35 protein-coding genes are annotated in these 25,401 nt (G+C 71.0%); 19 read left to right on the top strand and 16 right to left on the bottom strand.

Annotated elements, in window-relative coordinates:
• The first annotated feature begins 230 nt into the window (after positions 1 to 230).
• Entirely contained in the window at positions 231 to 518 is a 288-nt protein-coding gene (locus ACFZ8E_RS04855) for a hypothetical protein (protein WP_405042178.1), read from the top strand.
• Positions 519 to 522: 4 nt separating this feature from the next.
• A complete protein-coding gene (locus ACFZ8E_RS04850) occupies positions 523 to 705 on the top strand; it encodes a DUF2934 domain-containing protein (RefSeq protein WP_243989279.1) in 183 nt (60 codons plus the stop codon).
• Positions 706 to 760: 55 nt separating this feature from the next.
• Here ACFZ8E_RS04850 and ACFZ8E_RS04845 read toward each other — a convergent pair whose 3' ends face one another.
• From ACFZ8E_RS04845 to ACFZ8E_RS04810, 8 genes are all read right to left on the bottom strand, one after another.
• Positions 761 to 1,051: a hypothetical protein gene (locus ACFZ8E_RS04845; RefSeq protein ID WP_405042177.1), complete on the bottom strand. Its 291-nt coding sequence runs from the start codon at positions 1,049 to 1,051 to the stop codon at positions 761 to 763.
• A gap of 51 nt (positions 1,052 to 1,102) precedes the next feature.
• A complete protein-coding gene (locus ACFZ8E_RS04840) occupies positions 1,103 to 2,158 on the bottom strand; it encodes a serine endopeptidase (RefSeq protein WP_405042176.1) in 1,056 nt (351 codons plus the stop codon).
• A 218-nt stretch (positions 2,159 to 2,376) separates the two neighbouring features.
• Positions 2,377 to 2,718, bottom strand: a complete 342-nt coding sequence (locus tag ACFZ8E_RS04835) for a hypothetical protein (RefSeq protein WP_405042175.1) — start codon at positions 2,716 to 2,718, stop codon at positions 2,377 to 2,379.
• Positions 2,719 to 2,891: 173 nt separating this feature from the next.
• Complete coding sequence (locus tag ACFZ8E_RS04830) at positions 2,892 to 3,962, bottom strand: glycosyltransferase (RefSeq protein WP_405042174.1); 1,071 nt, start codon at positions 3,960 to 3,962, stop codon at positions 2,892 to 2,894.
• The gene (locus ACFZ8E_RS04825) at positions 3,959 to 4,876 is read right to left on the bottom strand and encodes a galactosyltransferase-related protein (protein ID WP_405042173.1); all 918 of its coding nucleotides are present in this window, start codon (positions 4,874 to 4,876) and stop codon (positions 3,959 to 3,961) included. Before ACFZ8E_RS04825 ends, ACFZ8E_RS04830 begins: the two co-directional genes overlap by 4 nt.
• Positions 4,877 to 4,923: 47 nt before the next feature.
• Entirely contained in the window at positions 4,924 to 6,057 is a 1,134-nt protein-coding gene (locus ACFZ8E_RS04820; protein ID WP_405042172.1) for a glycosyltransferase, read from the bottom strand.
• A 21-nt stretch (positions 6,058 to 6,078) separates the two neighbouring features.
• Positions 6,079 to 6,966, bottom strand: a complete 888-nt coding sequence (locus ACFZ8E_RS04815) for a galactosyltransferase-related protein (RefSeq protein ID WP_243936523.1) — start codon at positions 6,964 to 6,966, stop codon at positions 6,079 to 6,081.
• Positions 6,956 to 9,010, bottom strand: a complete 2,055-nt coding sequence (locus ACFZ8E_RS04810; protein WP_405042171.1) for an HAD-IIB family hydrolase — start codon at positions 9,008 to 9,010, stop codon at positions 6,956 to 6,958. The genes ACFZ8E_RS04815 and ACFZ8E_RS04810 overlap by 11 nt, the downstream gene beginning before the upstream one ends.
• Positions 9,011 to 9,070: 60 nt before the next feature.
• Here ACFZ8E_RS04810 and ACFZ8E_RS04805 point away from each other — a divergent pair, with 60 nt between their 5' ends.
• Together ACFZ8E_RS04805 and ACFZ8E_RS04800 are read left to right on the top strand one after the other, a co-directional pair.
• The gene (locus tag ACFZ8E_RS04805; RefSeq protein ID WP_313899064.1) at positions 9,071 to 10,111 is read left to right on the top strand and encodes a glycosyltransferase family 4 protein; all 1,041 of its coding nucleotides are present in this window, start codon (positions 9,071 to 9,073) and stop codon (positions 10,109 to 10,111) included.
• Complete coding sequence (locus tag ACFZ8E_RS04800; protein ID WP_405042170.1) at positions 10,111 to 11,304, top strand: glycosyltransferase family 4 protein; 1,194 nt, start codon at positions 10,111 to 10,113, stop codon at positions 11,302 to 11,304. Before ACFZ8E_RS04805 ends, ACFZ8E_RS04800 begins: the two co-directional genes overlap by 1 nt.
• 21 nt (positions 11,305 to 11,325) lie before the next feature.
• On the opposite strand, the gene ACFZ8E_RS04795 is transcribed toward ACFZ8E_RS04800, so the two are convergent.
• Positions 11,326 to 12,309, bottom strand: coding sequence for a hypothetical protein (locus tag ACFZ8E_RS04795; RefSeq protein WP_405044327.1), 984 nt, complete (start codon positions 12,307 to 12,309; stop codon positions 11,326 to 11,328).
• A gap of 148 nt (positions 12,310 to 12,457) precedes the next feature.
• Between ACFZ8E_RS04795 and ACFZ8E_RS04790 the strand changes: the two genes are divergently transcribed.
• Together ACFZ8E_RS04790 and ACFZ8E_RS04785 are read left to right on the top strand one after the other, a co-directional pair.
• Positions 12,458 to 13,042 (top strand): hypothetical protein, encoded by a 585-nt coding sequence (locus tag ACFZ8E_RS04790; RefSeq protein WP_405044326.1) that lies wholly within the window; start codon positions 12,458 to 12,460, stop codon positions 13,040 to 13,042.
• 45 nt (positions 13,043 to 13,087) lie between these two features.
• The gene (locus ACFZ8E_RS04785) at positions 13,088 to 13,732 is read left to right on the top strand and encodes a hypothetical protein (protein ID WP_405042169.1); all 645 of its coding nucleotides are present in this window, start codon (positions 13,088 to 13,090) and stop codon (positions 13,730 to 13,732) included.
• A 35-nt stretch (positions 13,733 to 13,767) separates the two neighbouring features.
• Here the strand turns inward: ACFZ8E_RS04785 and ACFZ8E_RS04780 are convergent, their stop codons facing one another.
• Positions 13,768 to 14,676 (bottom strand): LysR family transcriptional regulator, encoded by a 909-nt coding sequence (locus ACFZ8E_RS04780; protein ID WP_243989258.1) that lies wholly within the window; start codon positions 14,674 to 14,676, stop codon positions 13,768 to 13,770.
• An 89-nt stretch (positions 14,677 to 14,765) separates the two neighbouring features.
• Between ACFZ8E_RS04780 and ACFZ8E_RS04775 the strand changes: the two genes are divergently transcribed.
• The gene (locus ACFZ8E_RS04775) at positions 14,766 to 15,209 is read left to right on the top strand and encodes a PACE efflux transporter (protein ID WP_405042168.1); all 444 of its coding nucleotides are present in this window, start codon (positions 14,766 to 14,768) and stop codon (positions 15,207 to 15,209) included.
• Between the two features lie 12 nt (positions 15,210 to 15,221).
• Here the strand turns inward: ACFZ8E_RS04775 and ACFZ8E_RS04770 are convergent, their stop codons facing one another.
• Genes ACFZ8E_RS04770 through ACFZ8E_RS04760 form a run of 3 tightly spaced genes read right to left on the bottom strand, consistent with a single transcriptional unit; the run spans position 15,222 to position 17,899 of the window.
• Complete coding sequence (locus ACFZ8E_RS04770) at positions 15,222 to 16,115, bottom strand: NAD(+)/NADH kinase (protein WP_147726338.1); 894 nt, start codon at positions 16,113 to 16,115, stop codon at positions 15,222 to 15,224.
• Between the two features lie 10 nt (positions 16,116 to 16,125).
• A complete protein-coding gene (locus ACFZ8E_RS04765; protein ID WP_405042167.1) occupies positions 16,126 to 17,115 on the bottom strand; it encodes an SPFH domain-containing protein in 990 nt (329 codons plus the stop codon).
• 31 nt (positions 17,116 to 17,146) lie between these two features.
• Positions 17,147 to 17,899 carry an NUDIX hydrolase gene (locus ACFZ8E_RS04760; RefSeq protein ID WP_405042166.1) on the bottom strand — a complete coding sequence of 251 codons (753 nt, stop codon included), beginning with the start codon at positions 17,897 to 17,899 and terminating at the stop codon, positions 17,147 to 17,149.
• A 278-nt stretch (positions 17,900 to 18,177) separates the two neighbouring features.
• Between ACFZ8E_RS04760 and ACFZ8E_RS04755 the strand changes: the two genes are divergently transcribed.
• From ACFZ8E_RS04755 to ACFZ8E_RS04735, 5 genes are all read left to right on the top strand, one after another.
• The gene (locus ACFZ8E_RS04755) at positions 18,178 to 18,609 is read left to right on the top strand and encodes a hypothetical protein (protein ID WP_405042165.1); all 432 of its coding nucleotides are present in this window, start codon (positions 18,178 to 18,180) and stop codon (positions 18,607 to 18,609) included.
• Between the two features lie 87 nt (positions 18,610 to 18,696).
• The gene (locus ACFZ8E_RS04750; RefSeq protein ID WP_405042164.1) at positions 18,697 to 19,041 is read left to right on the top strand and encodes a hypothetical protein; all 345 of its coding nucleotides are present in this window, start codon (positions 18,697 to 18,699) and stop codon (positions 19,039 to 19,041) included.
• Between the two features lie 33 nt (positions 19,042 to 19,074).
• Positions 19,075 to 19,374 (top strand): hypothetical protein, encoded by a 300-nt coding sequence (locus ACFZ8E_RS04745; RefSeq protein ID WP_147859067.1) that lies wholly within the window; start codon positions 19,075 to 19,077, stop codon positions 19,372 to 19,374.
• 175 nt (positions 19,375 to 19,549) lie between these two features.
• Complete coding sequence (locus ACFZ8E_RS04740; protein ID WP_405042163.1) at positions 19,550 to 19,930, top strand: hypothetical protein; 381 nt, start codon at positions 19,550 to 19,552, stop codon at positions 19,928 to 19,930.
• 202 nt (positions 19,931 to 20,132) lie between these two features.
• Positions 20,133 to 20,324, top strand: a complete 192-nt coding sequence (locus ACFZ8E_RS04735; RefSeq protein ID WP_147726332.1) for a hypothetical protein — start codon at positions 20,133 to 20,135, stop codon at positions 20,322 to 20,324.
• A gap of 75 nt (positions 20,325 to 20,399) precedes the next feature.
• On the opposite strand, the gene ACFZ8E_RS04730 is transcribed toward ACFZ8E_RS04735, so the two are convergent.
• Positions 20,400 to 20,789: a heme utilization protein gene (locus ACFZ8E_RS04730; RefSeq protein WP_147726341.1), complete on the bottom strand. Its 390-nt coding sequence runs from the start codon at positions 20,787 to 20,789 to the stop codon at positions 20,400 to 20,402.
• A 200-nt stretch (positions 20,790 to 20,989) separates the two neighbouring features.
• On the opposite strand from ACFZ8E_RS04730, the gene ACFZ8E_RS04725 reads away from it, so the two are divergent.
• Positions 20,990 to 21,238: a hypothetical protein gene (locus tag ACFZ8E_RS04725; RefSeq protein ID WP_243989252.1), complete on the top strand. Its 249-nt coding sequence runs from the start codon at positions 20,990 to 20,992 to the stop codon at positions 21,236 to 21,238.
• On the opposite strand, the gene ACFZ8E_RS04720 is transcribed toward ACFZ8E_RS04725, so the two are convergent.
• Positions 21,235 to 21,603, bottom strand: a complete 369-nt coding sequence (locus ACFZ8E_RS04720; protein ID WP_405042162.1) for a chemotaxis protein CheB — start codon at positions 21,601 to 21,603, stop codon at positions 21,235 to 21,237. The genes ACFZ8E_RS04725 and ACFZ8E_RS04720 overlap by 4 nt on opposite strands.
• 150 nt (positions 21,604 to 21,753) lie before the next feature.
• On the opposite strand from ACFZ8E_RS04720, the gene ACFZ8E_RS04715 reads away from it, so the two are divergent.
• From ACFZ8E_RS04715 to ACFZ8E_RS04690, 6 genes are all read left to right on the top strand, one after another.
• Positions 21,754 to 21,993, top strand: a complete 240-nt coding sequence (locus ACFZ8E_RS04715) for a DUF6894 family protein (RefSeq protein ID WP_405042161.1) — start codon at positions 21,754 to 21,756, stop codon at positions 21,991 to 21,993.
• On the top strand, positions 21,990 to 22,736 hold the full coding sequence (locus ACFZ8E_RS04710) for a Crp/Fnr family transcriptional regulator (protein ID WP_405042160.1): 747 nt from the start codon (positions 21,990 to 21,992) through the stop codon (positions 22,734 to 22,736). The genes ACFZ8E_RS04715 and ACFZ8E_RS04710 overlap by 4 nt, the downstream gene beginning before the upstream one ends.
• A 573-nt stretch (positions 22,737 to 23,309) precedes the next feature.
• Positions 23,310 to 23,597, top strand: coding sequence for a hypothetical protein (locus tag ACFZ8E_RS04705; protein ID WP_147842436.1), 288 nt, complete (start codon positions 23,310 to 23,312; stop codon positions 23,595 to 23,597).
• 81 nt (positions 23,598 to 23,678) lie between these two features.
• Positions 23,679 to 24,020 (top strand): hypothetical protein, encoded by a 342-nt coding sequence (locus ACFZ8E_RS04700; protein ID WP_244030201.1) that lies wholly within the window; start codon positions 23,679 to 23,681, stop codon positions 24,018 to 24,020.
• 285 nt (positions 24,021 to 24,305) lie between these two features.
• Positions 24,306 to 24,677 (top strand): hypothetical protein, encoded by a 372-nt coding sequence (locus ACFZ8E_RS04695; protein WP_405042159.1) that lies wholly within the window; start codon positions 24,306 to 24,308, stop codon positions 24,675 to 24,677.
• Entirely contained in the window at positions 24,674 to 24,898 is a 225-nt protein-coding gene (locus ACFZ8E_RS04690; protein ID WP_405042158.1) for a hypothetical protein, read from the top strand. Before ACFZ8E_RS04695 ends, ACFZ8E_RS04690 begins: the two co-directional genes overlap by 4 nt.
• A gap of 104 nt (positions 24,899 to 25,002) precedes the next feature.
• Here ACFZ8E_RS04690 and ACFZ8E_RS04685 read toward each other — a convergent pair whose 3' ends face one another.
• A complete protein-coding gene (locus tag ACFZ8E_RS04685; RefSeq protein WP_147841329.1) occupies positions 25,003 to 25,197 on the bottom strand; it encodes a hypothetical protein in 195 nt (64 codons plus the stop codon).
• Positions 25,198 to 25,401 lie beyond the last annotated feature (204 nt).

The raw sequence follows: 25,401 nt of genomic DNA, 5'->3' as shown, positions 1-25,401 counted from the left end.
CTATGTTAGTGCGAATCCCCTCCGAAGGTGCAGTTCTAGACCATCGCTGACCAGAATCCCGGCCGTCAGCGCCTGCGAGACGCTCGTGCTCCCGCCGTTTCCAGCGCGGCAAATCCCATGGCGAGCCCCGACAACGACGTTCGTGCGGATGGCGCGGGTCGGCGCATCGACGGCGGACGCGCCCCGATCGCCCGGGCGCGCCCATCGATCACGGGACCGGGGCCCGGCCGATGAGCGGGCCGCCGTCGGCAGAACCGGAGGGCGTGCCGTGCTACCGGGCGATGATGTTCGGCGCGGACGGCCGGATGGTCCTGCAGGCCGTGATCGCCGCGGCGGGCGACGACGACGCCAAGGCGCAGGTGCAGGCCCTGGTGGATGGTCACGGTATCGATCTATGGGATCAGCTACGCTTCATCGCTCGGTTCGAGCCGGACCCGGCGCCATCGCAAGTCCGAGACGCCGCGGCGCGATCCTCCGATCGCGCAGGGATGCAGATCAGGCCCAACGAAGATCAGTGAACGCATGGACGACGACGACGCACCGATCCCGATCGAGCAGATCCGGCAGCGGGCCTACGACCTCTGGGACCGCAATCACCGCCCCGAAGGCCAGGAGATGCGATTCTGGGTTCTGGCCGAGCGGGAATTGAAGGCGGAACGGAAGAACCGAGGCGAAAACCGGAACACCGATCCGCATCATACGTGAGGCTCCGGCGGCCCAAGGCCCCCGGACCGACCAGATCGTCCCGAGGGACGGCCCGCTAGCCCCCTGCGGCGATTTCCTCGAGGCGCTCGGCCGCGTACCGGGCGCGTGCCGCGCCGTCGCTCGCCGACCCCGTGCGCATGCACCAGTCGATGAACGCGCCCGGCTCGATCGGCACGCGAACGACGTCGACGCCGCTGCGGTGCACCTCACGCTCGACCTGCTCGGCGGAGATGCGCCACGCCTCGTACGACGCCGGCAGCTTGGCGCCGTCGACGAGGCCGTGACGGAGCGCGTCGTAGTGCTCGGGGCCGTACCAAGGCAGACCGACGCGGCGCGGGCGACTCATCGGGTACCCTGTGTGTGAAGCGGTCGACATGCGGCGTTCTCTGCGCGTCAGCTACCCGGTCACGGCCGCGGTGACCATCCGGCGCTCGCCGCATCCGCGGCAGAAGCGCTCGAACGTGCTCTTGCGCTGGGCACAGGCCGAGCAGCGCTCGAACACCCCAAGCCCGCAATGCGGGCAGAAGTTCGTGGCGGGATCGTCGAGGGCGATCCCGCGCTCGCAGCCGGGACAGACTTTCCGGGCAAGGCGCGCGAGCGCTTCGTCGGTGGCGATCTCGGTGCGGCGCTCGGCATCCGGCCGCGCTTCCACCAGGGCTTGCCGCTCGCGGTAGGCGTGCAGAGCGTTGATCGCGGCGCGGCCGCCCACGAGCGTGAGGACCGCGCCGACGCCGTACTGCACGTAGCCGCCGTAGCTCGGCAGGTAGGGCACCAGCTCGACGAAGAACGCGAAGGCCGCGGCGAATGCGAATCCCCAGACGAACGGCCAGTTGCGCGTGCGCCGGCGCTTCATCAGCAGCCAGCCGGCCAGGATCAGGAGAGGCAGCGTGAGGGCGAGCCGGTAGCCGAACACCCGCAGTTCCTGCCCGCGCTCGGCCGAATCGAGCCGGGCTTGCGCCTCGGCCTGCAGGGCGCCGTCGGCCGCCGAGAGCGCCGCCTCCCGCTCGCCGAGCTCGAAAGCCGTGCGGTTCAGGCCTTCGAGCCGCTCCTCGACGGCGCGCTCGGCCGCCTTGAGCTGATCCAGCCCCTCGGTGCGGGCGACGAGACCCGGATCCTGGTCGACGCGTTGGGTGGCGTTGCGGGTCTTCAGCCAGTTCGCGAAGGTCTCGCGCGCCGACTCGGTCGCCGAGCGGGCGGCGTCGAGGGCCAGTTGCGCCGCCTCCGCCTGCCGCCGCGCGTCGTCCTGCTCGCGCCGGATCTGCTTGAGGGCGGCGGCCGAGGCGCGCGCCGGCTCCGGGTCGAGGAACTGATCCACGGTGTAGCGGTGCTCGACCTGCGGCAGGTCGCCGACCACGAGCGAGCCCAGACCGATCAGGAAGCCCGCAAACAGCAGGGCGACGAGCCACAGGGCGGCGTTGAACCAACGCTCGGATACGCGGGTGCCGTTGGCCACGCAGATCGGTCCTTATCTCTGGAGAAGCTTTGGGCATTCCGGCACCCCGGAGCTCGCCGCACCCCGCGCGCAGGCCCCGAGGAACGCGTCGAAGCCGTCGATCCCGACGGAGGCGACCGGCATCTCGGCCGCCGCCGGCGTTCCCATCGCGACGGCAAGCCGAGTTGAGCCGCGCCGAAGCGCGTCCGGTCCGCCGGCGACGCGCGTCGTCGGCCGGCTCACAGGTTGCGCAGGGCCAGGAGCGGCACCAGAGCGGCGAGCGCCACGGGGACGGACCAGTATTCCATCCGGATCCAGAACAGCTGGTGGACCCTGTGCAGCAGCACGCGCTGGTTGGTGGCCGGATCGAGGAGTTCGCGGGGCGGCGTGCCGTTGAGGTTTCGGCCGACGAACCAGTTGGCTGCCGCGGCGGCGAGCAGGCCGAGGCTGACGGCGAGGAACGTCAGCTCCGGATGGCCGAGTGCGCGAAGCGCCAGCCCGCCCGAGGCGCCGACGAGAAGGGCGGTGCCGAGAACCACGGGCAGGACCAAAATGCCCCAGCCGGACCAGATGAGCAGCATCACCACCGCCTGAGATTCAATCCAGGTCGCCGCCGAACAAACGACCGCGCCGGCATGATCCGGTCGATCGGTGGCCGCCCGCGCAGGACCATCGAAGTCTCTTGGGCTTGGGATTGAGGCGATGCTGTGTTCACGGTCGCGTGAGCATCGGAGCCGGACGGCAGTGGACGAGGTCAGTTCCGGGCGGCATGCTCCGTCCGCGCCAGCGCGTACACGGCTTCGCAGCGTTCCAGCCAGAGATCGCGGGTGAACAGTCGCGAGACCCGTCCATGCGGGACGGTGCGGGGAATGGCGCGTGCCTCGCCGATCGCGCGGGCGAGCGCGGCCACGTCGTTCACGGGCGCGAGGCGGCCGGCCTCGCCGACGACCTCCTCGGCCGCGCCCATGGCGAAGCCCGCGACCGGCACGCCACAGGCCATGGCCTCCACCGCCACGAGGCCGAAGGGTTCGTCCCAGCAGGGCGTGAACAGGAAGACCGAGGCGCGGCCGATCTCGCGCGCCAGCGCGGCGCCGGAGAGGTGGCCGCCGTATCGGATCGAACCGCCGATCTGGGGCGCGACCTCCGCCTCCCAGTACGCCCGGTCCTCGATCGGGCCGAACACGGTCAGCGGCATGCCGGCACGCCGTGCCGCCGCGACCGCGAGATGCGTGCCCTTGATCGGCGCGATGCGCCCGGACCAGACGGCGGTCCCGTCGCCGCGCTCACGATACGGCCAGGCGCCAGGATCGACGCCGTTGTGGAGGACGGACACGCCCGCCGGCACCGCGTCCGGCCACCACAGCGTGCGCTGCGCCTCCGACGTGACGGTGATCCGATGACCGGGCCCGAGGCTTTCGTCCACGAACCAGCGCAGCGCGTTGTAGGGCGGGACATGGAGCGACGTCACGGTCGGCACCACCGCGATGCGCCGGCGTTCCAGGGGCAGCCGGCTCAGGCTGTTGTTGTGGAGCACGTCGAACCCGCCGGCCGCGATCCGGTCGCAGGCGGCGGCGTAGCCGGCGTCGACATGGGCGACGAGGCCGGCGTCGCCGCGATGCTCCAGCCCGGGAAAGCTGCGCTCATGATGCACCGGGATCACGGGATCGACGGCGAAGCGCGGATCGCTGTCGCCGGCGGCGAACAGCACCACTTCGTGCCCCCGCGCCATCAACCCGTCGGCGAGGGCCCAGCTCTGGGCTTCCATCCCGCCCGCGAAGGGGCGCGCCACCGGATGCCGGAGATGGGCGAGGAGCGCGATCCTCACGCAGTCGCCGCCGGGGCGGCTTGGGCTTCGAGGAAGCGGATGACGGACGCCGCGTTGCTGTAGGGCTGGTGGCTCTGCTGGCCGGTGAGCGCGAGATCGCCGGCCTCGGGGTGGCGCAGGATGCGGATCGGCCGATCGGGGGCGTCGTCGATCAGCCCCATCACCTTGAACGCGTAGAGCCAGTGCCCCATGGTGCGGTAGCCCCACTTGGCCTCGAACAGCTCGGCATTGCGCACCACGCTGGCGAGGTGGTGGACCGGCGGCATGTGGTGCGGGTGGTACTGGTGGTAGGCCAGCCCGCCCTTCATCCAGGCGATGGGGATGCCGGCCTGATCGAGGATCTTGCCGAAATCGGTGTCCTCGCCGCCGTAGCCGACGTAGCGCTCGTCGAAGCCGCCGGTGGCGAGGAAGGTGGCGCGCCGGATGGCGAAGTTCAGCGACCAGAAGCAGCGGTAGTCGCGGCAGATCTCGATGCCGGAAGCCGGAGGGCCGCGACGGTCCGAGTGACGCTCGGCGACCGCGGCGAAGGCCTCGCAGGTCCAGGCGCCCGCCGTGGCCTTCTCGGGCAGGTGCAGGACCTCGCCCATCAGCAGGCCGTCGAGCTCGGCGAGCCCGCGCGCGTAGTCGGCCACGAGGTCGGGGGCCGGGATGCAGTCGACGTCGAGGAAGACGACGGCGTCGCCGCTCGCGGCCGCGACGCCGCGGTTGCGCGCGGCCGCGAGCGGCAGCTCGGTGCCGGGGACCAGGATCTGACGGACCGGGAAGGCCACCTCGGGGAGGTCGTAGGGCACGTCCTGCATCACCGCGACGATGAACTCGACGGGGGCCTGCGTCTGGCGCTCGAGGCCGAGGAGCACGTTGCGCAGGTGCGCGGGCCGCCCCTTGGCGAGGGTCACGACGGAAACGGTGGACATCGGGCGGTCTGGCTCCTGGACGATCGAGCGCGGGATTGAGCGGGCGGTCAACGAGCGACGACGGCGAGCGCCGGTCGCTCGGCCGCGCCGCTCCAGAGTTCGTCGGCGAGCCCTTCGAGCCAGCCGGCGGCGCGGGCGGCGGCGTCCGGCGCGTAGAGGCTGCCCAGCGGGGCGGGATCGAGGGTGCGGGCCCGGGCGAGGAGATCGCGCCAGCCCTGCAGATCGCCGGGCCAGACCGGGGCCTGGACCGCGGCGCCCAAACGGACCAGGGCCTCGGCCTTGCGCGTCTGCTCCCCGAAGTAGCGCCATTCCGGCATCACGATCAGGCGGCCGCCCACGCGGGCGACCTCGTGGACCGTGTTGTCGCCGGCCGACGCCAGCACGATGTCCGCGGCGGCGAGGTAGTCGGTCACCGAGGGCACCCAGCCGAGCTCGCGCAGGTTGGAGAAGTCAGTCTCGTGGCCCTCGCGATGGGTCGGCCCGAGGGTGAGCCACAGGGTCTCGGGGGCGGCGCGCGCGGCCACCGTCAGCGGCGCGTAGGGCGTGCCGCTGCCCCCGCCGCCCGTCACGGCCACGACGATCTCGCGCGCCGGATCGAGACCGAGCCGTGCGCGCGCCTCGGCGCGACCGGGCACGCCGTCGACGCTGGTGCAGAGGCCGCCGCTGTAGAAGGTCTTGGCCCACAGGTACGCCGGATAGTCGTCCTGCTCCATCCGCTCGTCGAAGGGGGCGAGCATCCCGACGCAGGCCTCGTAGGCGCCGACATGGCCGATGTCGGAGCGGTCGCCGTGCATGCGGATCTGCACCGCCGGCACGCTGGCGATGCGCGCGAGCAGCGCGATCTCCGCCGAGACGTCGACCACGAACAGGCCGACCTCGCGCTCGTCGAGGTGGTCGAGGATCCGCCGCATGGTCCGTCGCATCTCGGCGAGGCCGAGGGGCACGCAGTGCATCACCTGCGGCGTCGGCTCCGCGTAGAGCCGCAGCGTCGGTACGGACGCGCCGATCATGTTCGGCAGCGGCACGATCTCGATGTCGCGGGAGAAGCCGTCGAACAGCTGGGGGCCGGCCGTGAGCACGGAGACGGGCCGGTCGCGGGCGAATTCGGCGGCGATCGCCATCGTGCGGTTGGCATGGCCCCGTCCCTGATGATGGACGAAGAACGCGATGGGCTTCTTCATGGCTGGAGTGTTCGCAAACCGTCAGGAGAACAGGGCGTCGGGCCGCAGGGCGGCGGCGACCTCGTCGGCGCGCGGCCGGCGGACGAGCCGGATCGCCGGTGCGTCCGCGTCCCAGGCAATCAGCCCGGCGGCCCGGAACTGGTCGAGCCAGTAGGTCATGCACCAGCGTCCGTGCCTTCGGTGGAAGCGGGCGGCGTTGGCGAGGATCGCCTCGAAGTGCTGCAGCGGCGGCACGTGGACCGGGTGGTGCTGATGGTAGGCGCAAGCCCCCGCCACCCAGAAGGTCGGCAACCCGCCGGCCGCGAGGCGGACGGCGAGGTCGGTCTCCTCCCCGCCATAGCCGGCGTAAGCCTCGTCCATGCCCCCGACGGCGTGCCAGGCGCGGGCCGGCAGAGCGAAGGACAGGCCCCAGAGCTGGCCGGGATCCGGCTCCGGGCGCAGGCCCGTTCGCGGCACCGCCGGCCGCGCCGGATGCCTCTGCCCGGCCCGCGCGAGCGCCGCATCGTCGGCGGCATTCCCCGCCTCGGACCCGGGCGGCAGATACAGCACCTCGCCGAGGAACAGGCCCTCGGCCTGCGCCGCCGCTCGGCGGTAGGCTGCGACGAGGCCGGGAGACGGGATGCAGTCGACGTCGAGGAAGATCAGCAGCTCGCCGCGGGCGGCCTCGGCCGCGCGGTTGCGGGCGGCGGCGAGCGGCATCGGCTCGCCCGCCACGTGGAGGTGACGCACGGGACAACCCGGGTCCGGCAGGTCCGGCGCGGGTTCGGGCTGCATCCAGGCGATCACCAGCTCCCGTGGGGACGCGGACTGGCGCGCCAACCCATGCATGAGGTTGCGCAGACGGTCGGCCCGGCCGCGGACCAGCGTCAGCACGCTCGCGGAGGGCACATGCGAAGGCTCAGCCGGCATCGGCCAGCATCCGGCGGAAATGGCCGACGCCCTCGATGATGCCGCGGGCGTGCGAGGTGCGGGCGACGTAGGAATGCTTCAGCGCGGCATGGCTCGCCAGATCGTCGGAGTAGTTGGCCACGATGATCGCCTGCGCCTGGGCGCGCAGCATCTCGACGTCGTTCCCGGAATCGCCGGCGACGAACACGGCCCGCTCCGGCAGGCCGTAGAGCGCCCGGACGTGGGCGACCGCCGTCCCTTTCGAGGCCGCTGCGGGGAGCACGTCGAGGTAGCGTCCGTGGCTGTGGATCACGCTGGCGCGGTGCCCCGCCTGCGCGAGACGGGCGAGCACCGCCCGTGCCGTCGTCGCGTCCCCGAAATAGCTGAGCTTGTGCCCGCGCTGCTCCAGCGGGCCTTGCGGCACGAGCCCGTCGAGATCGGCGAGCGCCGCGCGGACGCCGGAGCGGTCCCACCCGGTCGAGACGACCGCGCGCCAGGCCAAGTCTGCCGTGTAGGTCACGCCGTTGGGATCGAGATGGTAGATCTCCGAGCCGACCGAGGTGATCATCACCTGCGGGCGCGGGCTGGCCTGCTGCTCGAGGATCGCCATCGCGGAGTGGAAGGAACGGCCGGTGGCGACGCCGAAGGCCAGCCCCGCCTGGCGGCTGCGCCAGCGCCGAAAGATGCCGAGCGACGCCGCGCAGCCGACGAGGGTGTTGTCGATGTCGCAGACCAGCAGCTGACGCGGCACGGCCAGCGGCGGCTCGGGCGCCCGCAGCGCCCGCAGAAGATCGTGGTAGCGGGCGGCGTGCTGGTCCCAGTCGTAGGCGGCCGCCGCGCGGGCGCCGCCCGCGACGCAGGCCGCATATAGATCGGGCTCGTCGAGGATCCGCAGGCACGCGGCGGCGATCGCATCCGGCGCGCGCGGGTCGACGAGGAGGCCGTTGCCGCAGGTCTCGACGATGTCGTTGGGGCCGCCGCTGTCCGTCGCCACCAGCGGCAGGCCGGCGGCGGAGGCTTCGAGGAGCGTCAACCCGAACGGCTCGTTGAGGGCGGGGTTCACGAACACGCCGCCGCGGGTGCGGGCATAGGCGTAGATCGCCGGCACGTCCTCCGGGTCGTGGGTCTTCGGATAGGCGACGCGGCCGTAGAGATCGTAGCGGTCGATCAGCACCAGGATCTCGCGCAGGGTCGCGGGCATGTCGCCGTCGAGCGCATCGATATCCTCGCGCATGCCGGCCATCAGGACGAGGTTGGCGCGGGCCTGAAGCTCCGGGCTCTCCCCATAGGCCCGCACCAGCGCCGCGAGGTTCTTGCGCGCCACCGGCCGGGCGAGGGCCAGCAGCGCAGGCTTGCTCGGATCGTGCAGGAAACGGTCGATGGTGGCGTCGACCCGCGGAAGGGGCTCGGCCGCGGTGAATCGCGCCAGATCGCTGCCCGGCGGCAGGACACGGATGCGGCCGGGATCGTAGGCCGCGTAGCCGGCATACTGCACTTCCGCCTCGTCGCGGGACGAGGCGATGATCAGGCTGGCGCGGGCCAGGGCCCCTTCCTCGGCGGCGATGCGAGGCGCGAGATCGGGGCCGTTCTCGGCGCCTGCGCTGAGGATCGACGCCTTGACCCGTCCGAGCGAGTGGGCGGTGAACACGAAGGGGATCCCGAGCGCGTCCTCGACCAGCCGCGCGACCGAGGCCGCTTCGGCGTAGTGGGCGTGGATCAGGTCGGGCGCCCGCGCCTGCCGGCCGATCCAGGCCGTGAGGTTCCGGGCGAAGCTCGCGACCTCCGCGTGCATCTCCTCCTTCGACCGGTAGGCCGGCGACGCGCTCGCGAGCCGCACGAGCTCAACCTTGTCGGAGATCCGCTCTTCGGGCACGGCGTAGTCCGGGCCATGGATGCCGTCGAACAGCCGCGTCGCCATCACGATCCGCTCGATGCCGGCATCCTGAGACGAGGCCGCGACGAGGTCGAGCAGATAGCGGATGTGGCCGCCGGTATCGGCGGTCAGCCCGAACGCGACGCTGCCGCCGCGAAGGCAGCCCTGCAAGGCGACATGCAGGACGAACATCAGGCCGCCGGCGTCTCGGGCGTGCCGGGACGAGAGAACGCTGCAGGTGAGGTACCCATCGTGATCCGCGTCGCCCAAGTCGCCCCGAACATCTTCCCCGTTCCCCCTGAGCATCACGGCGGCACGGAGCGGGTCATCCACGACCTCGGCACGGCGCTCAGTGGCTTGGGGGTGGAGGTAACACTGTTCGCCCCCTCCGACAGTGCGACAGACTTGCCGCACGTGGGCGATCACCCGAGTCTTTCGGCCCTCGAACGCCGCCATGGACGCGTCGCGCCCGGCGTCCCGGCGGCGCTGGACGCCCTGCAGCTCGAGGCGCTGCGGCTGCGCCTCGACCGGTTCGACATCGTGCATTGCCATGGCGAGTTCGCGCATGCGGCGCTTCTCGGCGCGCGACGGCGCCACAGCCTCACGACGGTGCACTGGCGCGTGGACGAGCTCGACCGGGCATTGTTCTTCGCGGGCTTCCCCGACTTGCCGGTCGCGGCGATCTCGGCGGCGCAGGAGGCCGGCATCCCGGCCGCGAACCGGGCGGGGATCGTGCATCACGGCATCGCGCGGGACCGCTACGCCCTGCAGACGCAGCCCGGCGCGCACGTCGCCTTCGTCGGCCGGATGACCGACCAGAAGCGGCCGGACACCGCGATCCGCGTCGCGCGCGCCGCCGGCATCCCGATCCGGCTCGGCGGCACGGTCGACGTCGGCAACCCGGACTACTTCGAGCACAGGGTCCGCCCGCTGCTGGGTGACGACGCGACCTATCTCGGACCCGTCGACGATCGTCGGAAGGGGGAACTGCTGGGCGGCGCGCGGGCGCTGCTGTTCCCGATCGACTGGCCGGAGCCCTTCGGCCTCGTGATGATCGAGGCGATGGCCTGCGGCACGCCCGTGGTGGCCTGGAACCGCGGCTCCGTGCCGGAGATCGTCGAGGACGGCGTGACGGGCTTCATCGTGTCTTCCGAAGCGGAGGCGGTCGCCGCGCTCGGGCGGATCGAGCAGATCGACCGCGCCCAGGTCCGCGCGCGCTTCGAGGCGCGCTTCACGGCCGACCGCATGGCGGCCGACTACCTCGCCCTGTATCGCCGCCTGCTCGCAGCCTGATGCGGGTCGCCTACCTCGCCTGGGACTACCCGCCGGCCCCGAGCGGCCTCTCGACCGCGGCGCGCGAGATCGCGGAGAGCCTCGCCATGGCCGGCGCCGACGTGACGGTCTTCGCCCTCGACCGCACCGGCCGCGAGCGCATCGGCGGCGTGACCGTTGTCGGGATCGCCCTGCCGCCGGGCGGCGCGCTGGCGCGCCTGCGCCGCTGGGGCTCGGCCGGCCACCTCGCGGCCCCCCTCGCCTTCCGCCGCGCGGTGCGCGCGGTCCACGCGCACGCACCGTTCGACGTGGCGGAGGCAACGAACTGGTACGCCCCCGCCGTGCTGCTGGCCCGGCGCCGGGACCTGCCGCTGGTGACGCGAAGCTCGACGCCGGCGGCCTTAACGCGCGACGCCCCCGCCTCGCTGCGCGACGGGTTCGACGGCCGCACCGCCGACGCGCTGGAGCGTGCCCAGGCGCGCGGCAGCGCCGGCTTGATCGCCAACACGGCCGAGCACGGGGCGGTGATCGCCCGGGCCTACGCTCTGTCCGGCCGGCAGCCGGAAGCGGTGATCGGCCTCAGCCTGCCGCCGGAGATCACGGCGGCCGCGCGGGGCGCGGCCTATCCGGACCATTCCGAGCCGGTGCGCCTGCTCTTCGTGGGACGGGCGGAGGCGCGAAAGGGCTTCGACGCCCTGCTCGGAGCGATCGCGATCCTCGCCGACGAGGCCGCGTTCGGATCGGTTCCGCCCTTCGTGCTCGATCTCGTCGGCGTGCCGCCGTCGGACCTCCCGGGCGATCTGCCCGGTGGGGCGCGGGCCCGCATCCGCGCGCGCGGGCGGGTTCCCGCCGACGAGCTCGCCGAAGCCTACGCCGCCGCCCATGCGGTGCTCGCACCTTCCCGCTACGAGAGCTTCGGCCTCGTCTACCAGGAGGCCCTGGCCTATGGACGCCCGGTGGTGGCCTGCGCGCTGGATGCCAGCGCCCGCGCCTTCGTCGGCGACCCCGGCGCGGGGCCCTTGTCACGGGACGCGACCGGCCCGGCGCTCGCCGACGCCCTCCGCCCGCTGCTCGCCGACCCGGGCCTTCGCCTGGCCTACCGAACACGTGCGCTCGCGGCGGCCGGACGCTTCAACCGGGCGGCCCTCGGCCGCGAGACCCTCGATCTGTACGCGCGCGCCATCTCGGCGAGCTGCGCTCGGGCGACGCGCTGAGCCGAGCCCCGAACCGGGCGCTCAGTCGCGAAACGGCCGCAGCAGCGCCGCCTCTTCCTCCGGGCGCCCGCGTCCGGGGGCGAGGCTCTCGTAGCGCCGCGAGCGCGCCAGGACGTGCGCTCGGCCGAGATGATGCTCGATCGCCCCGTGCAGCGCAATGGCGCTGCGTGGCCAGCCGTCGTCGAGCACCGGCCGCTCGTGCACGCGGCCGCCATAGCGCACGCTCCTGCGGTTCAGCCGGTACTGGACGTCCGGGTAGACGTCGGAGAGGACGCCGTCGACGCGGTTCCGGCGCGGCAGCCCGACCGAGAGAACATCGCCCGCCTCGGCCAGGCCCGCAAGCGCCGGGAGGCGGCGGCCCGCGGCGGCGTCGAGGGTTTCGTCGGCGTCGAGCTGCAGCATCCAGGGATGGCGGGCGAGGTCCTGGAGGGCGTTGCGCTGCGCGCCGAAATCGCCGTCCATCGGCCGCGCGGCCACGCGCACTGCACCGTGCGCGAAGCCGGCGGCGGCCATGGCGCGCGGCGGACCGGCCGACGCATCGAGCAGGACGACCACGTCGTCGGTCCAGGCTGCGTGGGCCTCGACGCCGGCCAGGACGCGCTCGAGATCCGCAGGGCGACAGAGCAGGCCGAGGGAGACCGGCATCGTCTCCCCCACGTCGAGGGCGTAGAGGTCCGCCTGCGCGGCGCGGATGCCGTGCGGCCGGCGCAGATCCGCACGGCCGTCCCCGTCGAGCGCGCGAATTCCGAGACTGGCTCCGGTCGCGGCGCTGCGCAGGGTGTAGAGGTCGAGCCCGTAGGCGCCGTCCGGGTCCGGAACGAAGGCCGGTGCGGCGAGGCGTTCCGCGAGATCGGCGCGGCAGCGGTCGGGATCGGCATCCGCCGTCAGCAGGAGCCCGCAGGAGGCGCAGGCGAGCGGGAAATCGCGGCGGCGACCGCCCGGATACGTGAGATGCCGTTCGGTCGGCTGCAGCATGTCTGCGGCGCAGACGAAGCATCGGCGCATCATCGGTCCAACCCTCCCGCTCCGCCGCCGCACCTTGCCGCGTGGGGCCGACGCCATACCTCCGCTGCTCCTCGAACCCCAGCCGCATGTGAACGCACCGGTCGATCCCTCACGCGCCCACGATGCGCCCCGGACCGGTGCGCTCCGGATCTCGGGTTCCCGGCTCGCCATCGTCGGCAACGCGCCGGAGATCGAGGCCGCCGCCGCGATCGACGCGGCGCCCTCGGTGGTGCGCTTCAACAACGCGGCGGGCTTTCGCGGACGCACCGGCTCGCGTGTCACCCACCTCGCCCTGGTCAATCGCGGCGGCCAGATGCGGGAATGGCTGGCCGACCCGGGCTTCCTCGACCGCCCGGTGGTTCGTGCGGCCGAGGCCTTCATCCTGCCGTTCCCGATGCTTCCAGCGGAGCACAACCGACCCGAGCAGGTGTGTTGGACCCGTGAGGCGCTGGCGCTGCTGGCTCCGCTCGGCAAGCCGGTTCACGTCCTGCCGGAAGACCTGCACCGCGAGGGTGGCCTGCGCCTCGGCGCCGGCACCATGGGACGGCCGAACCCGAGCACCGGCTTTCTCGTGACCCTGGCGCTCCTGCTCGGCCGGCCCTCGTGGTCCGGGCCGGTCGACGCCTACGGCTTCGGCTTCGCCGGCTGGCCCGGTCATCCCTGGGCGGCCGAGCGTGCTTGGTTCGCCGAAGCCGAGGCGTCCGGCCAGCTCCGCCTTCACCCTTCGGGATGACCGGCCCTACCGGGTCCGTCCCCGCAACATGATCGGGTTCCGCGCATGACCACCCTCGTCACCGTCCTGAAGGGCGGCGGCCGCTACGACGCGACCTGGGTCGAGCGCCTCGCCCGCGGCGTGCGCCGCCACGCCCCGGCGTTCGAGCGGATCCTCTGCCTCACGGACCTTCCGCTCGCCGTCGCCGGCGTCGAGCAGGTTCCGCTGTGGCACGATTGGCCGGCCTGGTGGGCGAAGATGGAGGCGTTCCGCCCCGGCCTGACGCGGGGGCCGACGCTGCTGTGCGACCTCGACACCGTCCTCACCGGGCCATGCGATGCGTTGGCCGAGCCAGGGCTCGCCGCGATGGAGGATTACTTCCACGAGGGGCGGCTCTCCAGCGCCCTGCTGCGCTGGGACGGGGGCGAGCTGCATTTCCTCCACGCCGCGTTCGCGGCCGAGCCCGAACGCTGGATGCGGGCCGGTTCGTGCGGCCCGGTCCCCAACGGGGTGCACGGCGATCAGGTCGTCATCGACCATCTGCTGCGCCGCGCGGGCCTGCGCCCGGACTTTATCCAGCGCCGGTACCCCGACCTCCTCGACTTCTACGATCCGCGGCGGGCCGAGCACGGCCCGGTGGTGATCTTCATCGGCGATGCCAAGCCCGATACCGCAACCGGGCCGGTGCGGGCGGCGTGGGCCGAGCCCTGACCGCGCCGCGCGCCCTTACCTCAACGCGGCCGGCCTCAGCGCGGCCGGTCGTCGCCCGCGAGGCTGCCGACGCGCTCCGCGGCGAAGCGCTCGCGCAGCCAGGCCGCGGCGGGGCCGCAAGGCCGCTGCTTGTGCCAGACCAGCTCGAGGGCGATCGGCCAGTCGCCCTTGTCGAACTGCAGGTCCGGCGTGACGAGGTCCGGCGCGGTCTGCGAGGCGGCGATGACGTGGTCGGTGACGAAGGCCCAGCCGATCCCGTGCTTGACCATCTCCAGGATCACCCAGTGGCTCTCGACCCACCAGACCTCGGCGGCCACGCGAAGGCGGCGCTTCTCCGGCCCGTCGCCGCGCGCGGCGACGAGGATCTGGCGGTGGCGCTTCAGCTCCTCCCAAGCGACCCGCGCCTTCGCCAGCGGGTGATCGCGCCCGCAGACGAGCTTGAGCGGGACCCAGCCGATGGTCTGGAAGCCGAGCTCCGTCGGCAAGACCTCCTGGCGCCACATCACCCCGAGGTCGGCGGCGCCGGACTGCACCATGCGGCTGACGTCCTCCATCAGCGGGAAGAGCAGCTCCAGTTCCACCGACGGGAAGTGCCGGGCGAAGTCGGCGAAGAGCGCGCCGAGCGCGTGCTCGGGATAGAGCTCGTCGATGGCGACCACGAGCCGGTTCTCCACCCCCTGCTCGAGGCTGCTCGCGACGCCGATCAGGTGCTCCCGCCGGTCGAGCACCACCCGCGCCTCCAGCAGCAGCCGTTCCCCCGCCGGCGTGAGCACCGGGTTCCGGCCCGCCCGGCTGAACAAGGGCAGGCCGAGATCCGTTTCGAGGTTCGCCACCTGCGTGCTGACCGCCGACTGCGCCTTCCGCAGCACGCGGGCGGCGCCGGAGAAGGACCCGGCCTCGGCCGCCGCCACGAAGGCCTGAAGCTGATCGAGCGAGACCGCCATCCATCGGCTCCCGAGATACGTACCAACTTGCCGGGTCGGATATCGCAGATAGAACGCGGCCGACCAACGAGGTTTTTTCGGGCCAGACCATGCGAACCACCCGTGACCGCATCCGCCACGCCATCCTGTTCGAGGTGATCGGGCTCGCGCTCATCATCCCGCTCGGGACCCTGCTGTTCGGGCTGCACGCCGCAGACATGGGCGTGATCGGCGTCGGAAGCGCGCTGGTCGCGATGGCGTGGAACTACGCCTACAACCTCGGCTTCGACCGCGCGATGCAGCGGCTGGTCGGGCATACGCGCAAGAGCCTCCCCCTGCGGGTGGCGCACGCCGTGCTGTTCGAGGCCGGGCTGCTCGTGATCCTGCTGCCGCCGATCGCCTGGTATCTCGGCATCGGCCTCGTCGAGGCCCTTGTGATGGATCTTGCGATCGCGGGCTTCTACGTGGCCTACGCCTTCCTGTTCAATCTGGCCTACGACCGGACGTTTCCGCTGCAGAGCTGGACCGACGCCGCGGTGGAGCCCTCGGCTTGAGCCGCGGCGACGCTACGCGACCACGAGGGTCAGGGCGCGGTCGGCCGGGCCGAGCTCGACCCGCCGACCCCAGTCGAAGGCGATGAAGTCCTGCTCGATCCCGTCGGCGAAGACCACGCCGCCCTCGTTCATCCGCGAGGTCACCGCCAGCGCCGTGCCTGTCAGCTTGCCCGCCCGGACGGCGGTGCCGGTGGCGACGCTCGGGAACGGCTCGCGCACCCAGTAGCCGACCGCCGCCTCCTCGCTCCCGATACCGACCGTGAGGTGCGTCGCCTCCCCGATCGAGCGGGCCCAGCCGGTCAGGCCGGTCCCCGAGGCGACGATGAGACCGCTCGACGATTGGTCCTCGGCCGTGCCCGCCGCCTCGATCCTGTAGCGCGCCGATTGATGGCTGCGATGGCCGACGAAGATCTCGTTGAGCGCCAGCAGCCGCTCGCCGGTGTCGAGCACGCCCTGAACCATGGTGCGGCGCTCCACCGGGGCCGCCCCGGCGACGCTCGCCGGGAGCAGCGCGGGCAGGCGCCCGACCGCGATCCGCGCCAAGGCGCCGTCGTAGAGGTCCGGGTCCGGGTTGACGCCGATCACCGGCTGATCGCGCAGGTACTTCGCCACGTTGGCGACGAGCCCGTCCTGGCCCACCGTCACGACGACGTCCTCGGGGGCGAATAGGAAGCGATCGAGGTCGACGCGCCGGGTCAGAGCCTGCCGCCAGTCCCCCGGCACCGCCGCCCGCGCCTGCCCGAGCACGGCGTGGAACCGGAGGTGGCGCGCCTCGACCTCGGCCAGGCTCTGGCCGCGGCTCTCCAGGAAGAAGCGGGCCTGCCCGCGGGTGGCGTGGCGGGCGAGCAGGGCCTCGTAATCGGTGTCGCGGATGACGAACACCGCCCGCGGGGTGATCACCGGCATGGCACGACGCCTAGCGCGAGGCGGCCGCGAGCGGCGGCACCGGCCTGCGGAACTCGCCCAAGGCGGCGGCCAGCAGGTCGGGTGTCACGTTGACGTGCTCGATCGTCTCGAGCTTGCCTGCGAGTTCGCGCGCGGCCAGCCCGAGCAGCACGGCCGGCGGGAGATCGCGATAGATCGCGGCGCGGCGCTGCTCGGCCTCCGCCCGGGCGCCTTCCACGAGGCGGATGCGCTCGGCCTCGGCCGCCGCTTCCAGCCCCTGCGCCTCGGCGAGGCCGGCGGCACGGTCGCGGGCGTTCTCCGCCTCCCGCGCGATGAGCAGCGCCTCGCGCCGGGCCAGTTCCGTCCGCGTCTCGAGCTCGTTCTCCGCGATGGCCCGCTCCTTCTCCACCGCGAGGGCGCGCCGCGCGAAGGTCGCCGCGTCCGCCTTCTGCTGAAGGGATTCGAAGGTCGGCGTCTGAAGCGCGCGCTCCAGCTCGCTCGACGGCGCCAGGTTGGTGAGCCGCACCGAGACCACCGCGATGCCGATCTCCGCCAGGGCCGGCGCCGCCTCCAGGACCGATTGGAGGGCGACGCGCAGGGGCTCGGGGCCGGCATCGAGGAGGGCGCCGACCGGGTTCCCGCCGATCGCCTGCAGGACCGCTTGGCCGGCGATGCCGCCGAGACGCGCCTCGATGCGCTCGATCGGCTCGCCCTGAGGCCTGCCGGTGCGCAGTCCGAGTGAGAAGTCGACCCGGCTCGCCAGCAGTTCCGGGTCGACCACGCGCCAGCCGATCGTCCCCTGCACCACGATGGTCTGGAAGTCCCGGCTGCGGCCGCGCACGAACAGCGTCATCTCGCGGTCGTCCATCGGCACCTCGCTGATGCTCGCGGTCTCCGGCCGGAACCAGAAGACGAGGCCGCGCCCGCTCTGCCGGATGCGGCCGTTGCGGTGGCGGATGACGTGGCTGCTCGCCTCGCTCTTCAGCTGCGCGACCGGACCGATGTTGCGGATCGTAGCCATGGGACCCTCCTCGTGGGGGCGGAGCCGCAGATCAGAGCGGCTTCCGGTAGCGATAGAGTTCGGCGGGACGGAACGAGGTGCCGGTCTCCCGGGCACCCGTCGGCACGAGCCAGCCCCGATCGAGCATCCGGCGGCGGAAGGCCGGCTTGTTCAGGGTCGTGCCGAGGATCGCCTCGTGCACGTCCTGCAGCTGCCGCAGGGTGAAGGTTTCCGGCAGCAGCGCGAAGCCGACGTCGGAATAATCGAGCTTCCCCCGCAGCCGCAGGATCGCCAGAGCCAGGATGTCGGCGTGGTCGAAGGCGAGCGACAGAGCCGTGCGCGCCGCCCGATCCCGTGCGGCGAAGACCGCGACGGGGCGGCCCGCCTCGCCCTCCCCGGGCACCGCCATCCGGGCTGCCGACAACCCGGCGTCGCCCATCAGCACCTGCGTGAACAGCGCCTCGGGCAGGAGGGCGAGGTAGGCGACCGAGACGATGCGCATGCGCGGGTCCCGGTCGACGGCGCCGAAGGTGTAGAGCTGCTCGAGATGCGTCCGGGCGGCCTCGTTCGCGCCGAAGCCGGCCTTCTCACGCAGGATGCGCCCGGCCGCCGCGTCGAGCGGCTCGTCGATCGCGACGAAGCTGCCGGGCAGCGCCCACCGGCCGGCATGCGGGTGCTGCGAGCGCTCGATCAGGAGCACGGCCGGGCGGCCCTCGCTCAGCCCCAGCAGGACGAGATCCACGGTGAGCGCCGGCCGCGCGAACGCGGCGGGATCGTACGCCTCGAGGAATTCGGTCTCGCTCACGGCAGCACCATATATCCGTTATGCATCTAACTAATATTCAAGATAGATATATGTCAAGCGCGAGGGGTGATGCGCCGTCCTCGCCGGCCGAATTGCCCGTGCGGCAAGGGCGGCTTCGGCGTGCGGCGCGTCGCGTACGGCTGCGGAAAGCAAAATTTGATCGCAACCGCTGGTTTCGCGTTGATGACGCTGAACGGCAGCGTCTTCGGCGTTTGCCTCCCGGAACCACCGAGAGACGTGTCATGATGTTCATCCGATCCGCCTGCGCCCGAACCCTGATGGCTTCGACCGTCATCGTGGTGGGGTGGACGAGCACCGCCTCGGCGGACTGCCTGAGGCGGGTCTACAATCGCTCCGCCGCCGTGCTGGTCGCCAGCCAGGATGGTGGGCCCGCCTTCGTCGTGAGGCCGGGGCGTTTCGCCACCGTGCGGCTGTCGCAGCCGGGGCACGTCGATCTGACGGCCTACTGCGCACCGCTCGGCCGCCTCGGGCAGCCGGTCGCGGGCGGGCGGGAAGCCGCGAAGATCCACCTCGAATACGAGGCGGTCCTCGACCGTTGCTACATGAAGTTCGGCGACGGCTTCTTCCAGCCGGATCTCGGCCCCGGTTTCGTCGGCACGAAGGACACGGCGCCCTTCACTGTCAACAACCCGAACCAGGGCGATATCGTCCTCGGGCCGTTCAACGCGGAATGCACGGGACCGAACTGAGGACGCAGCGTCCTCGGCTTCGCGGCATTCTCTTCCGGAGCTCGGCTCCGAACCCGGCGTGCGTCGAACTCGAGTGGAATGTGGATCATGGCGGGCGAACAGGGAGACACCGCGCAGATGTCCGAAGTCCTGCGCCTGATCGGAACCTTGTCCGATGCGGTGCTCGACGCGCAGATCATGAATCGCCCGATTCCGGAGGCGCAGGTCAAGGCACTGAACGATGCAGCGCTCCTTCTGCAGGAGCATCGCATCGCCCTGCCGCCGATGCTGCTTCAGGCGCTGCACGGCCTGGACAGCGCGCAAGGTCTCGATCGAGGGATCAGGGGTCGCGCCGACGATGCGGCGACGGAGATCGTTCGCGAAGCGGAGGAGCAGGACGAGACAAGAGGTCTTGCCCGATTCCTGCGGCCGTTTCGGAACTATCGTTCGTAGGCCGGCTTCTCTCGGCATATCTCCGGAGGAAACATGACCAAGTTCACGACCCTTTCTGGCGCTGCCGCCATCCTGATGCTCACGGCCGGCGCGTCCGTCGCAGCCCCCTGTGCGGTGGGCACGACCACCAACAACCAGGGCACGTCGTCTTCGGCCGACAAGAGCTCGATGGCCGACGGGACCTCGACGGCGAAGACGACCCCCGGCGCCAAGGCTGAGACCCCCGGAACGGTCGGTGCCCTGAACAACGTCGGTGCCGGCACCAAGCCCGCCGACGGCGAGCAGAAGCCGGCCGAGGGCCAAGTGGTGAAGCCGGGCAGCAACGACTGCTGAAGCCCGAAAGCGATCTCAGACGTCCGATCCGATGGCCCTGCAGCATCTGTCCTGCAGGGCCATTTTCATGCGTCGACTTCCCGTTCCTCAGTCAAATCCGAAATCGACCCAATCTCCGCCTCGCGGCGTGGAGAGGATCTGCGGGTTCGCGAAGCCGAGGCTTCATGAGCAGGTCATGGTGGACGAGTATGCGTTCCGGCGCCTGCCGTGCGATCGACGGGAAGCTTCTGAGATCGGCTTCGTTCGGGACGGTCAGATCGCCGCGCGGCAGCCGTTCTCGCTGCACCGCAGCACTGCGAGCCCCATCTATGGTGCAACGCAAGCGCTGACAGCTACACCGTCGGTGTCCCCGAACCGGAGATCCGCCATGTCGAACCTCGAACACCGCGCCGCCGCCCGGCTCACCTCCGCCGATCTGAAGGCATTGCCGCTCGTCCCGGAGCACATCCGCGCTCAGTACGGGGACGCTCTCACCCGCATTCCGCACGTTCGCGTCGCCGCCCATAAAGTCGAAGCCAGCACCGCCCTGCCGTCCGTCGGATCGTTCTTCGGTTGACGGCGCGTCTTCGGGCTCGGCCGCATCGTCGGTGGCGCCGCGAGGATCGGTGAGGTCCGATCTACTTCCGTTCCTGCTCCTGCGGATCCGCCGAGCGGTCGATCCCGTCGGCGACCGAAGTTCGGAATCGGCGTGAACTCGGTTTCCTCGTCGATTTCCCGCCCCTTGGGCTGGCACGTCGACGCCGGTGAGGAGCCCAAGGATGAAGACGAGCCGGTGCTGGACGATCTTTCCGCATCGTCGGCGTCGCCCGGAGGTGCACGATGTCGTTTTCGCAACGGTCTCCGTCTTCGTGAGCCAGGAAGGCCGCTACGCCCGTGATCGTGGCGAGCCGATCGGCGCCGCCCCCTACCCGGAGGGCTCCGACGAGCACGCGACCTGGGAGCGCGGCTGAAAGGTTCCGGATTGCGAGATCCGCGACACGATCGCCAACCGCGATCCGGCTCTGACGGCCGAAGCGTCGAGCGACCTAGCCGGAGCGCCTGGCGCTCCACCGTCCGCTGCAACCGACGATGCCGCCGGTGGTGCGCCAGGTTCCGCTGCCGCTGCCCGCGGCGTCGAGGGTTCCCGCGATCGGCACCCGGTTCGCGCCCTTGACGATCGTGGCCTGCACGGTTCCGCCCTGCGAGACGCCGCCGTCGACGTCGATCTCGTCGCCTGGGATCGAAGCGTCGCTATCCTTGATCTGAACCTGATAGCGCGTGCTCGCCGGGCACGGCCCTTCCTCGGTCACGGCCGTGATGGTCCACGAGCCGTCGAACCGATCGGGGACCCGGACCTTCTTCCGCGCGGCTTCGGCCGGAACGAGCAGGGCTGCGAGCACGCAGCCGGCGAGAACGGTGACGGAGATGCGAGACATGAGCCGCTTTTCGCGTGAGGGCGGCCGAGGGAAGGCCGGAAACCAGGGATACGGCGGAGCCGGCCGAAGGGTTTCCGCGCTCGTCATCCGTGCTCGCCATCTCTCGACGAGCCGGCAACCATGGCGTTAGGGCCGCGGACCTTTTCGGCGCTTGGGCCGGTTGATCCCCCGCCGCACCTGTCAGCGGTGTGGAGTGTCCCGTGTACAATCCCTTCTTCTCGTCGATGATGCTCGCCTTCGAATCCCAGAAGGTGATCGAGCTGCGCCTGGTGCGGCTCGCCTGGGGCGGCCGCGAGGGCATGGCCGAGATGCACTCGATGGTGGCCGAGAAGATCCAGGCGAGCATCGAGGCCGCGGGCACCCTGATGATGGGCGGCTCGCCCGAAGTCGTCGTGGCGCGATACCGCGAGCACGTCGCCGAGAACACGAAGCGGCTGTCGGCCGTTTAGCCGTCCGCCTGCCCGCGCCAACGCGCGGACGCCCGGTCGGCGATCGCCTCGACCGACGGGCAGGCATCGGGAGGGTTGGCGAGGATCGCCGCCCAGGGGATCGAGGGCTGCGCGTCGTCCTCGGGTTTCTGGACGAGGGCCGCGCCGCCGTGCTCCTCGATGATCGGGAGGCCTTCCGCGCCGTCGCCGTCGTAGCCGCGGAGCACGATGCCGACGGCGTGCTCGCCGTGGCTTTCGGCTGCCGCGATGAACAACGGGTCCGCGGTCGAGCCGAATTCAGTACTCGGGACCGGGCGTGCGCCGACGACTTGCCGAGGCGGAGCGAGACCGCCCGTCGAGGCGGCGATGATGCCGACCGAGCCCATCGCGTCGAGCCTGCATCAACCCAGCATTGCGCGATTTAACTTATGATGGAGTGAAAGCGCGCCGCCTTCGCTATGCGGCTCGTAGGTGCCCCGATCGCCAGCCATGGCTTGCCGATCGGGGCGCCTGCCTCCCGTCCATCGGAGACGACGTTGCCACGCTACTTTTTCGACATCGCGGACGGCGACCTTCGGATCGACGAGACCGGAACCGAATGCGCCGACCTCGACGCGGTTCGAAGTGCCGCCATGCAGATCCTTCCCGAGATCACACGGTTCGAGACCGGGAACGGCGACCGGCACACCTTCACCGTGATCGCCAGGGATGCGGACCGGCATCCGGTGTTCACGACGACGTTGAGCCTGACCGGCCTCTGGTTGGTCGATCGGTGAGCGACGCCCCCGACTCGGGCCTCCCATCGGTCGCCCCAGCGTCATGGCTGATCCGCAAGCTGAAGAGCACGGCGCAGATCTCGGCTCGGGATCGCGCCGACATCGAGAACCTGTCGTTCACGGTGCGAACCTTCGGCGGACGCACCAGCATCGTTCACGAAGGCGACGTGCCCAAGCAGTGCTGCCTGGTGATGGACGGATGGGCGTATCGCTGCCGCAGCCTCGCCAACGGACAGCGCCAGATCTTCGCCTTCTACGTGCCCGGCGACATCCCGGACATCGAGAGCCTGCACCTGCACGTGATGGACCAGGGGCTCGTGGCGATCGCCCAGACCACGGTCGCCTTCGTCGCGCACAGCGACATGCGCGCGCTGATCGAGCGGAACACCTCCCTCGCGATGGCCCTGTGGCGCGATACGCTGATCGATGCCACGCGCTGCCGCGAGCGGGTGATCAGCCTCGGCCGGCGCCAGGCGGTCGGCCGGATGGCGCACCTGTTCTGCGAGATGTACATCCGGCTCAGGACGGTCGGCGTAGCGGACGACTTCCGGTACGTGCTGCCGCTGACCCAGGCCGAACTCGCCGACGCTTTGGGCCTGTCTTCCGTGCACGCGAACCGCTCGTTGCAGGAACTCAGGAAGCTCGGCTTCGTGACGCTTCACCGTCGCGAGCTGATCATCCACGACTGGGACGGCCTCGAGACGGTCGCCGAGTTCGATCCCGCCTACCTTCACATCGTCTGACTGCACATCGTCTGATCGGTTGGACGCCGGCACGCCGGAGCGGTCGCCGTCGCGCGTCGGAGAGGCGCGTCCGAAACTTGGCCCGAGAGGATGGCGCACGACGATGCCGGCAATGCCGTCACGGGGGGCGGCAAGCTGAGACTGAAGACGGCACGCAGACGATGTGAAAGGCGAAGCATCGTCGGCCACGATGCAGGGTTCGGCAAGCAAAAGACGGCGGGACGCCGCGGCTTTAACAAAGCGCTCACCACCACACGGGACACCTAGGACAACTCAAGATTGTGGTCGGTCCATGTATCTGCCGTTGATCGCCGCACTGATCATGCCCTGCGCCCTGATGGTCGCCGTGGCCTCTGTCGCCAGCCGCGGCGATCCCGACGATCGCTGGACCCGTTCGCCTCACCGGATCCGCCGGCTCCTGAGCTTTTAGGGCGACCTTGCGGCCTTCCGCCGACGCGACGCCGTCCGCTTAAGGTGTCCTGCCGCTCTCGACCGAACCGACGGCACGTTCACCACTTGTTAACCATTACAATCGAAAGTTGCGTCAGTAGATCGACGAGAACGGGTGCCGACGTGATTGGTCTTGCGCAATCCGAAGAACAGGCGGTCGAGCGCCTCACGCTCCGTCTTGTCGAGGACGCCTATTACGACCTCGCGGCGGTGGTACAGGGGGCGCAGCCGCAGGCGGCGGCCGCCTTGCTGGCCGTGATGGAGCAGCGCGTCACCGACGTCCTCACGGGGGTCTGCCGCACCCGCGCCGAAGGCGAACGCTCGGACGCCATCGCTCTGGCGGTCGGCGAGCGCGTCGCCGAGATCATGGACCAGGCGCATGGTCGCCGGTCGTCGGCGCGCGCTGCCTAGTGCATTTTCGAGCGAGACGGATGCCGGCTCGCGTGAAGACAATGCCATCTCACAACAAGATGAAGCATCGTCCGTGATCCAGTGATCACGGACGATGCTTCGGGAGATCGAACCATGACCGTCGACCGTAGCGCCACCTTCGAGAAGCGGGCGATCGAGGGCTTTCTCGGCGTCGCCCTGCAGGTCGCCCTGGTGCGGCTCGGAGAGCTGTCGGGAAGCCGCGCCGAAGAGGCACTGGACCATTTCGAGCATTCGCTCGTGCGCGCCCTGCGAACGTTGACCGGCCCGGAAGGGGCGAAACTGTCGACCCAGACCGCGGTCGAGGACACGATCGTCATCCTTCGCAAGACGATCGATGCCGCGAGCCGGAAGGTCGCCGAGGGTCAATCCGCGACGATGACGTCCCCGGCCATCGCAGCGTGACGCTGCCTTCGGGGGGAAGTCCAGCATCGCGCGGGTGCTTGGCTCGATATGCGCCAGAGCAGGCATCCGGACTTGCTGAAGACCGTCGATCGGACCTTGCCTGATCCGACGACCACCGCCGCGGAGACAGGCTTGTCGCTGCAGACGTCGGCTTGAGCTTGTCGTCAGTGCCGAGCGTCGTCGCCTCATGTAGATCTCACCCGCGATAGAGGGTTGCTATTCCGGCCATCTCTATGTGTCGTTGAGCCGACATTACGTTTGCCAACCACGGGTGTGGGTACCCGCGTGCTCGACATCGCCTACGGTGATTGCGATCTCGCCGACGACCGCGGCGGGTTCGGATGCTGGCCGGTCTACACCGAGATCGCCGCGCTCGACGGGGTGCCGGGAAGCGAGCCGTTCCTCAAGGCGGCGACGCCGCGAACCGACCCGGCCCATACCATGACGCGCTCGACCTTCATCGCGAGGAGCTACGCGGCCTCTGCCCGGCAGGCGCCGGAGAAACCGACGTCCCGCCCCGTCGACGCGTGGCTGTCCGATGGCGCGGTGTCCGCATTCCTTCGGGAGATCGCAGGCACATCGTCGTCGCGAGCCGGGCGTGAAAGGATGCATGCGTCCCGTGCGGCCGGACCGATGCGGCAGGCGGCGACCGCATGACGCGCGCGTGGGAAAAGCTCAAGTCGCTGTTCTCCGGAGCACGGCCGCAGCACCCTGTCGAGTACGCCGAGCTTCGAACACGGCACCCGCCGCGGACCGTCGCGGACCGCGTCGAGCCGACGACGGTGGCCGGGAAGCAGGCCGCGCCGACAGACGACGGCATGGCTCTGGTCTACGAGGCCGTCGAGCGGGAACTTCGCGCGGCCGGCCTCAGACCGTGATCCGTGGCGGCCGGCCCGGGGGCGGTCGAGCCGCCGGACGCCTCGGTCGAACGGGGCACGGGTCCGCCCCCGCGGATGCGGAGGCGGACCGTTCTTGGGAAGCCTTACGCGGCGTCGGCGTCGTCGGCATCGAGGATGCCGTCGAGGTCGCCCACCAGCGCGTCGAGCTGCTCGGACGACGAGCGGATCTTGAACCGCGTCCCGTCCTCAGCCTCAACCGCGATCTCGACATGGTCGCCGACCTTGGCCGCCAGCGCCTGCTTCAGGATGTACGTCGTCACGTCTGCCTTGTCGGCCATGCCAGCTCCTTCACGTTCGCCGCGGGCAACGCCGCACCGCTCGCTTCGTCGGTGCGGCAGAACCTCGCGGCACCGTGCATGGCGCACGGCCTCCACGGGGCCGGCACGCGATCCGCTCGGCCGTTCGTCACAAGGCCAAGCTATGACATTTCTGCAACCCAGGATTGATCGCAGCCGCGAAACTCAATCGCGCGCAATGCGTAT

The organism is Methylobacterium sp. HMF5984 (genome assembly GCF_045033435.1).
In the GTDB taxonomy this organism is placed as follows: domain Bacteria; phylum Pseudomonadota; class Alphaproteobacteria; order Rhizobiales; family Beijerinckiaceae; genus Methylobacterium.
This window is presented reverse-complemented; position numbering and strand designations above follow the sequence as displayed.

Bases quoted from the DNA above. Each gene is read 5' to 3' on its own strand.
- ACFZ8E_RS04850 (WP_243989279.1), top strand. From the start codon at position 523: ATGGACGACGACGACGCACCGATCCCGATCGAGCAGATCCGGCAGCGG.
- ACFZ8E_RS04735 (WP_147726332.1), top strand. From the start codon at position 20,133: ATGAAGACGAGCCGGTGCTGGACGATCTTTCCGCATCGTCGGCGTCGC.
- ACFZ8E_RS04810 (WP_405042171.1), bottom strand. From the start codon at position 9,010: ATGTTCGTCCTGCATGTCGCCTTGCAGGGCTGCCTTCGCGGCGGCAGC.
- ACFZ8E_RS04780 (WP_243989258.1), bottom strand. From the start codon at position 14,676: ATGGCGGTCTCGCTCGATCAGCTTCAGGCCTTCGTGGCGGCGGCCGAG.
- ACFZ8E_RS04690 (WP_405042158.1), top strand. From the start codon at position 24,674: ATGACGCGCGCGTGGGAAAAGCTCAAGTCGCTGTTCTCCGGAGCACGG.
- ACFZ8E_RS04785 (WP_405042169.1), top strand. From the start codon at position 13,088: ATGACCACCCTCGTCACCGTCCTGAAGGGCGGCGGCCGCTACGACGCG.
- ACFZ8E_RS04750 (WP_405042164.1), top strand. From the start codon at position 18,697: ATGGCGGGCGAACAGGGAGACACCGCGCAGATGTCCGAAGTCCTGCGC.
- ACFZ8E_RS04795 (WP_405044327.1), bottom strand. From the start codon at position 12,309: ATGCGCCGATGCTTCGTCTGCGCCGCAGACATGCTGCAGCCGACCGAA.
- ACFZ8E_RS04730 (WP_147726341.1), bottom strand. From the start codon at position 20,789: ATGTCTCGCATCTCCGTCACCGTTCTCGCCGGCTGCGTGCTCGCAGCC.
- ACFZ8E_RS04770 (WP_147726338.1), bottom strand. From the start codon at position 16,115: ATGCCGGTGATCACCCCGCGGGCGGTGTTCGTCATCCGCGACACCGAT.
- ACFZ8E_RS04775 (WP_405042168.1), top strand. From the start codon at position 14,766: ATGCGAACCACCCGTGACCGCATCCGCCACGCCATCCTGTTCGAGGTG.
- ACFZ8E_RS04820 (WP_405042172.1), bottom strand. From the start codon at position 6,057: ATGAAGAAGCCCATCGCGTTCTTCGTCCATCATCAGGGACGGGGCCAT.
- ACFZ8E_RS04800 (WP_405042170.1), top strand. From the start codon at position 10,111: ATGCGGGTCGCCTACCTCGCCTGGGACTACCCGCCGGCCCCGAGCGGC.
- ACFZ8E_RS04755 (WP_405042165.1), top strand. From the start codon at position 18,178: ATGGCTTCGACCGTCATCGTGGTGGGGTGGACGAGCACCGCCTCGGCG.
- ACFZ8E_RS04765 (WP_405042167.1), bottom strand. From the start codon at position 17,115: ATGGCTACGATCCGCAACATCGGTCCGGTCGCGCAGCTGAAGAGCGAG.
- ACFZ8E_RS04815 (WP_243936523.1), bottom strand. From the start codon at position 6,966: ATGCCGGCTGAGCCTTCGCATGTGCCCTCCGCGAGCGTGCTGACGCTG.
- ACFZ8E_RS04745 (WP_147859067.1), top strand. From the start codon at position 19,075: ATGACCAAGTTCACGACCCTTTCTGGCGCTGCCGCCATCCTGATGCTC.
- ACFZ8E_RS04825 (WP_405042173.1), bottom strand. From the start codon at position 4,876: ATGTCCACCGTTTCCGTCGTGACCCTCGCCAAGGGGCGGCCCGCGCAC.
- ACFZ8E_RS04720 (WP_405042162.1), bottom strand. From the start codon at position 21,603: ATGGGCTCGGTCGGCATCATCGCCGCCTCGACGGGCGGTCTCGCTCCG.
- ACFZ8E_RS04855 (WP_405042178.1), top strand. From the start codon at position 231: ATGAGCGGGCCGCCGTCGGCAGAACCGGAGGGCGTGCCGTGCTACCGG.
- ACFZ8E_RS04685 (WP_147841329.1), bottom strand. From the start codon at position 25,197: ATGGCCGACAAGGCAGACGTGACGACGTACATCCTGAAGCAGGCGCTG.
- ACFZ8E_RS04740 (WP_405042163.1), top strand. From the start codon at position 19,550: ATGGTGGACGAGTATGCGTTCCGGCGCCTGCCGTGCGATCGACGGGAA.
- ACFZ8E_RS04835 (WP_405042175.1), bottom strand. From the start codon at position 2,718: ATGCTGCTCATCTGGTCCGGCTGGGGCATTTTGGTCCTGCCCGTGGTT.
- ACFZ8E_RS04845 (WP_405042177.1), bottom strand. From the start codon at position 1,051: ATGAGTCGCCCGCGCCGCGTCGGTCTGCCTTGGTACGGCCCCGAGCAC.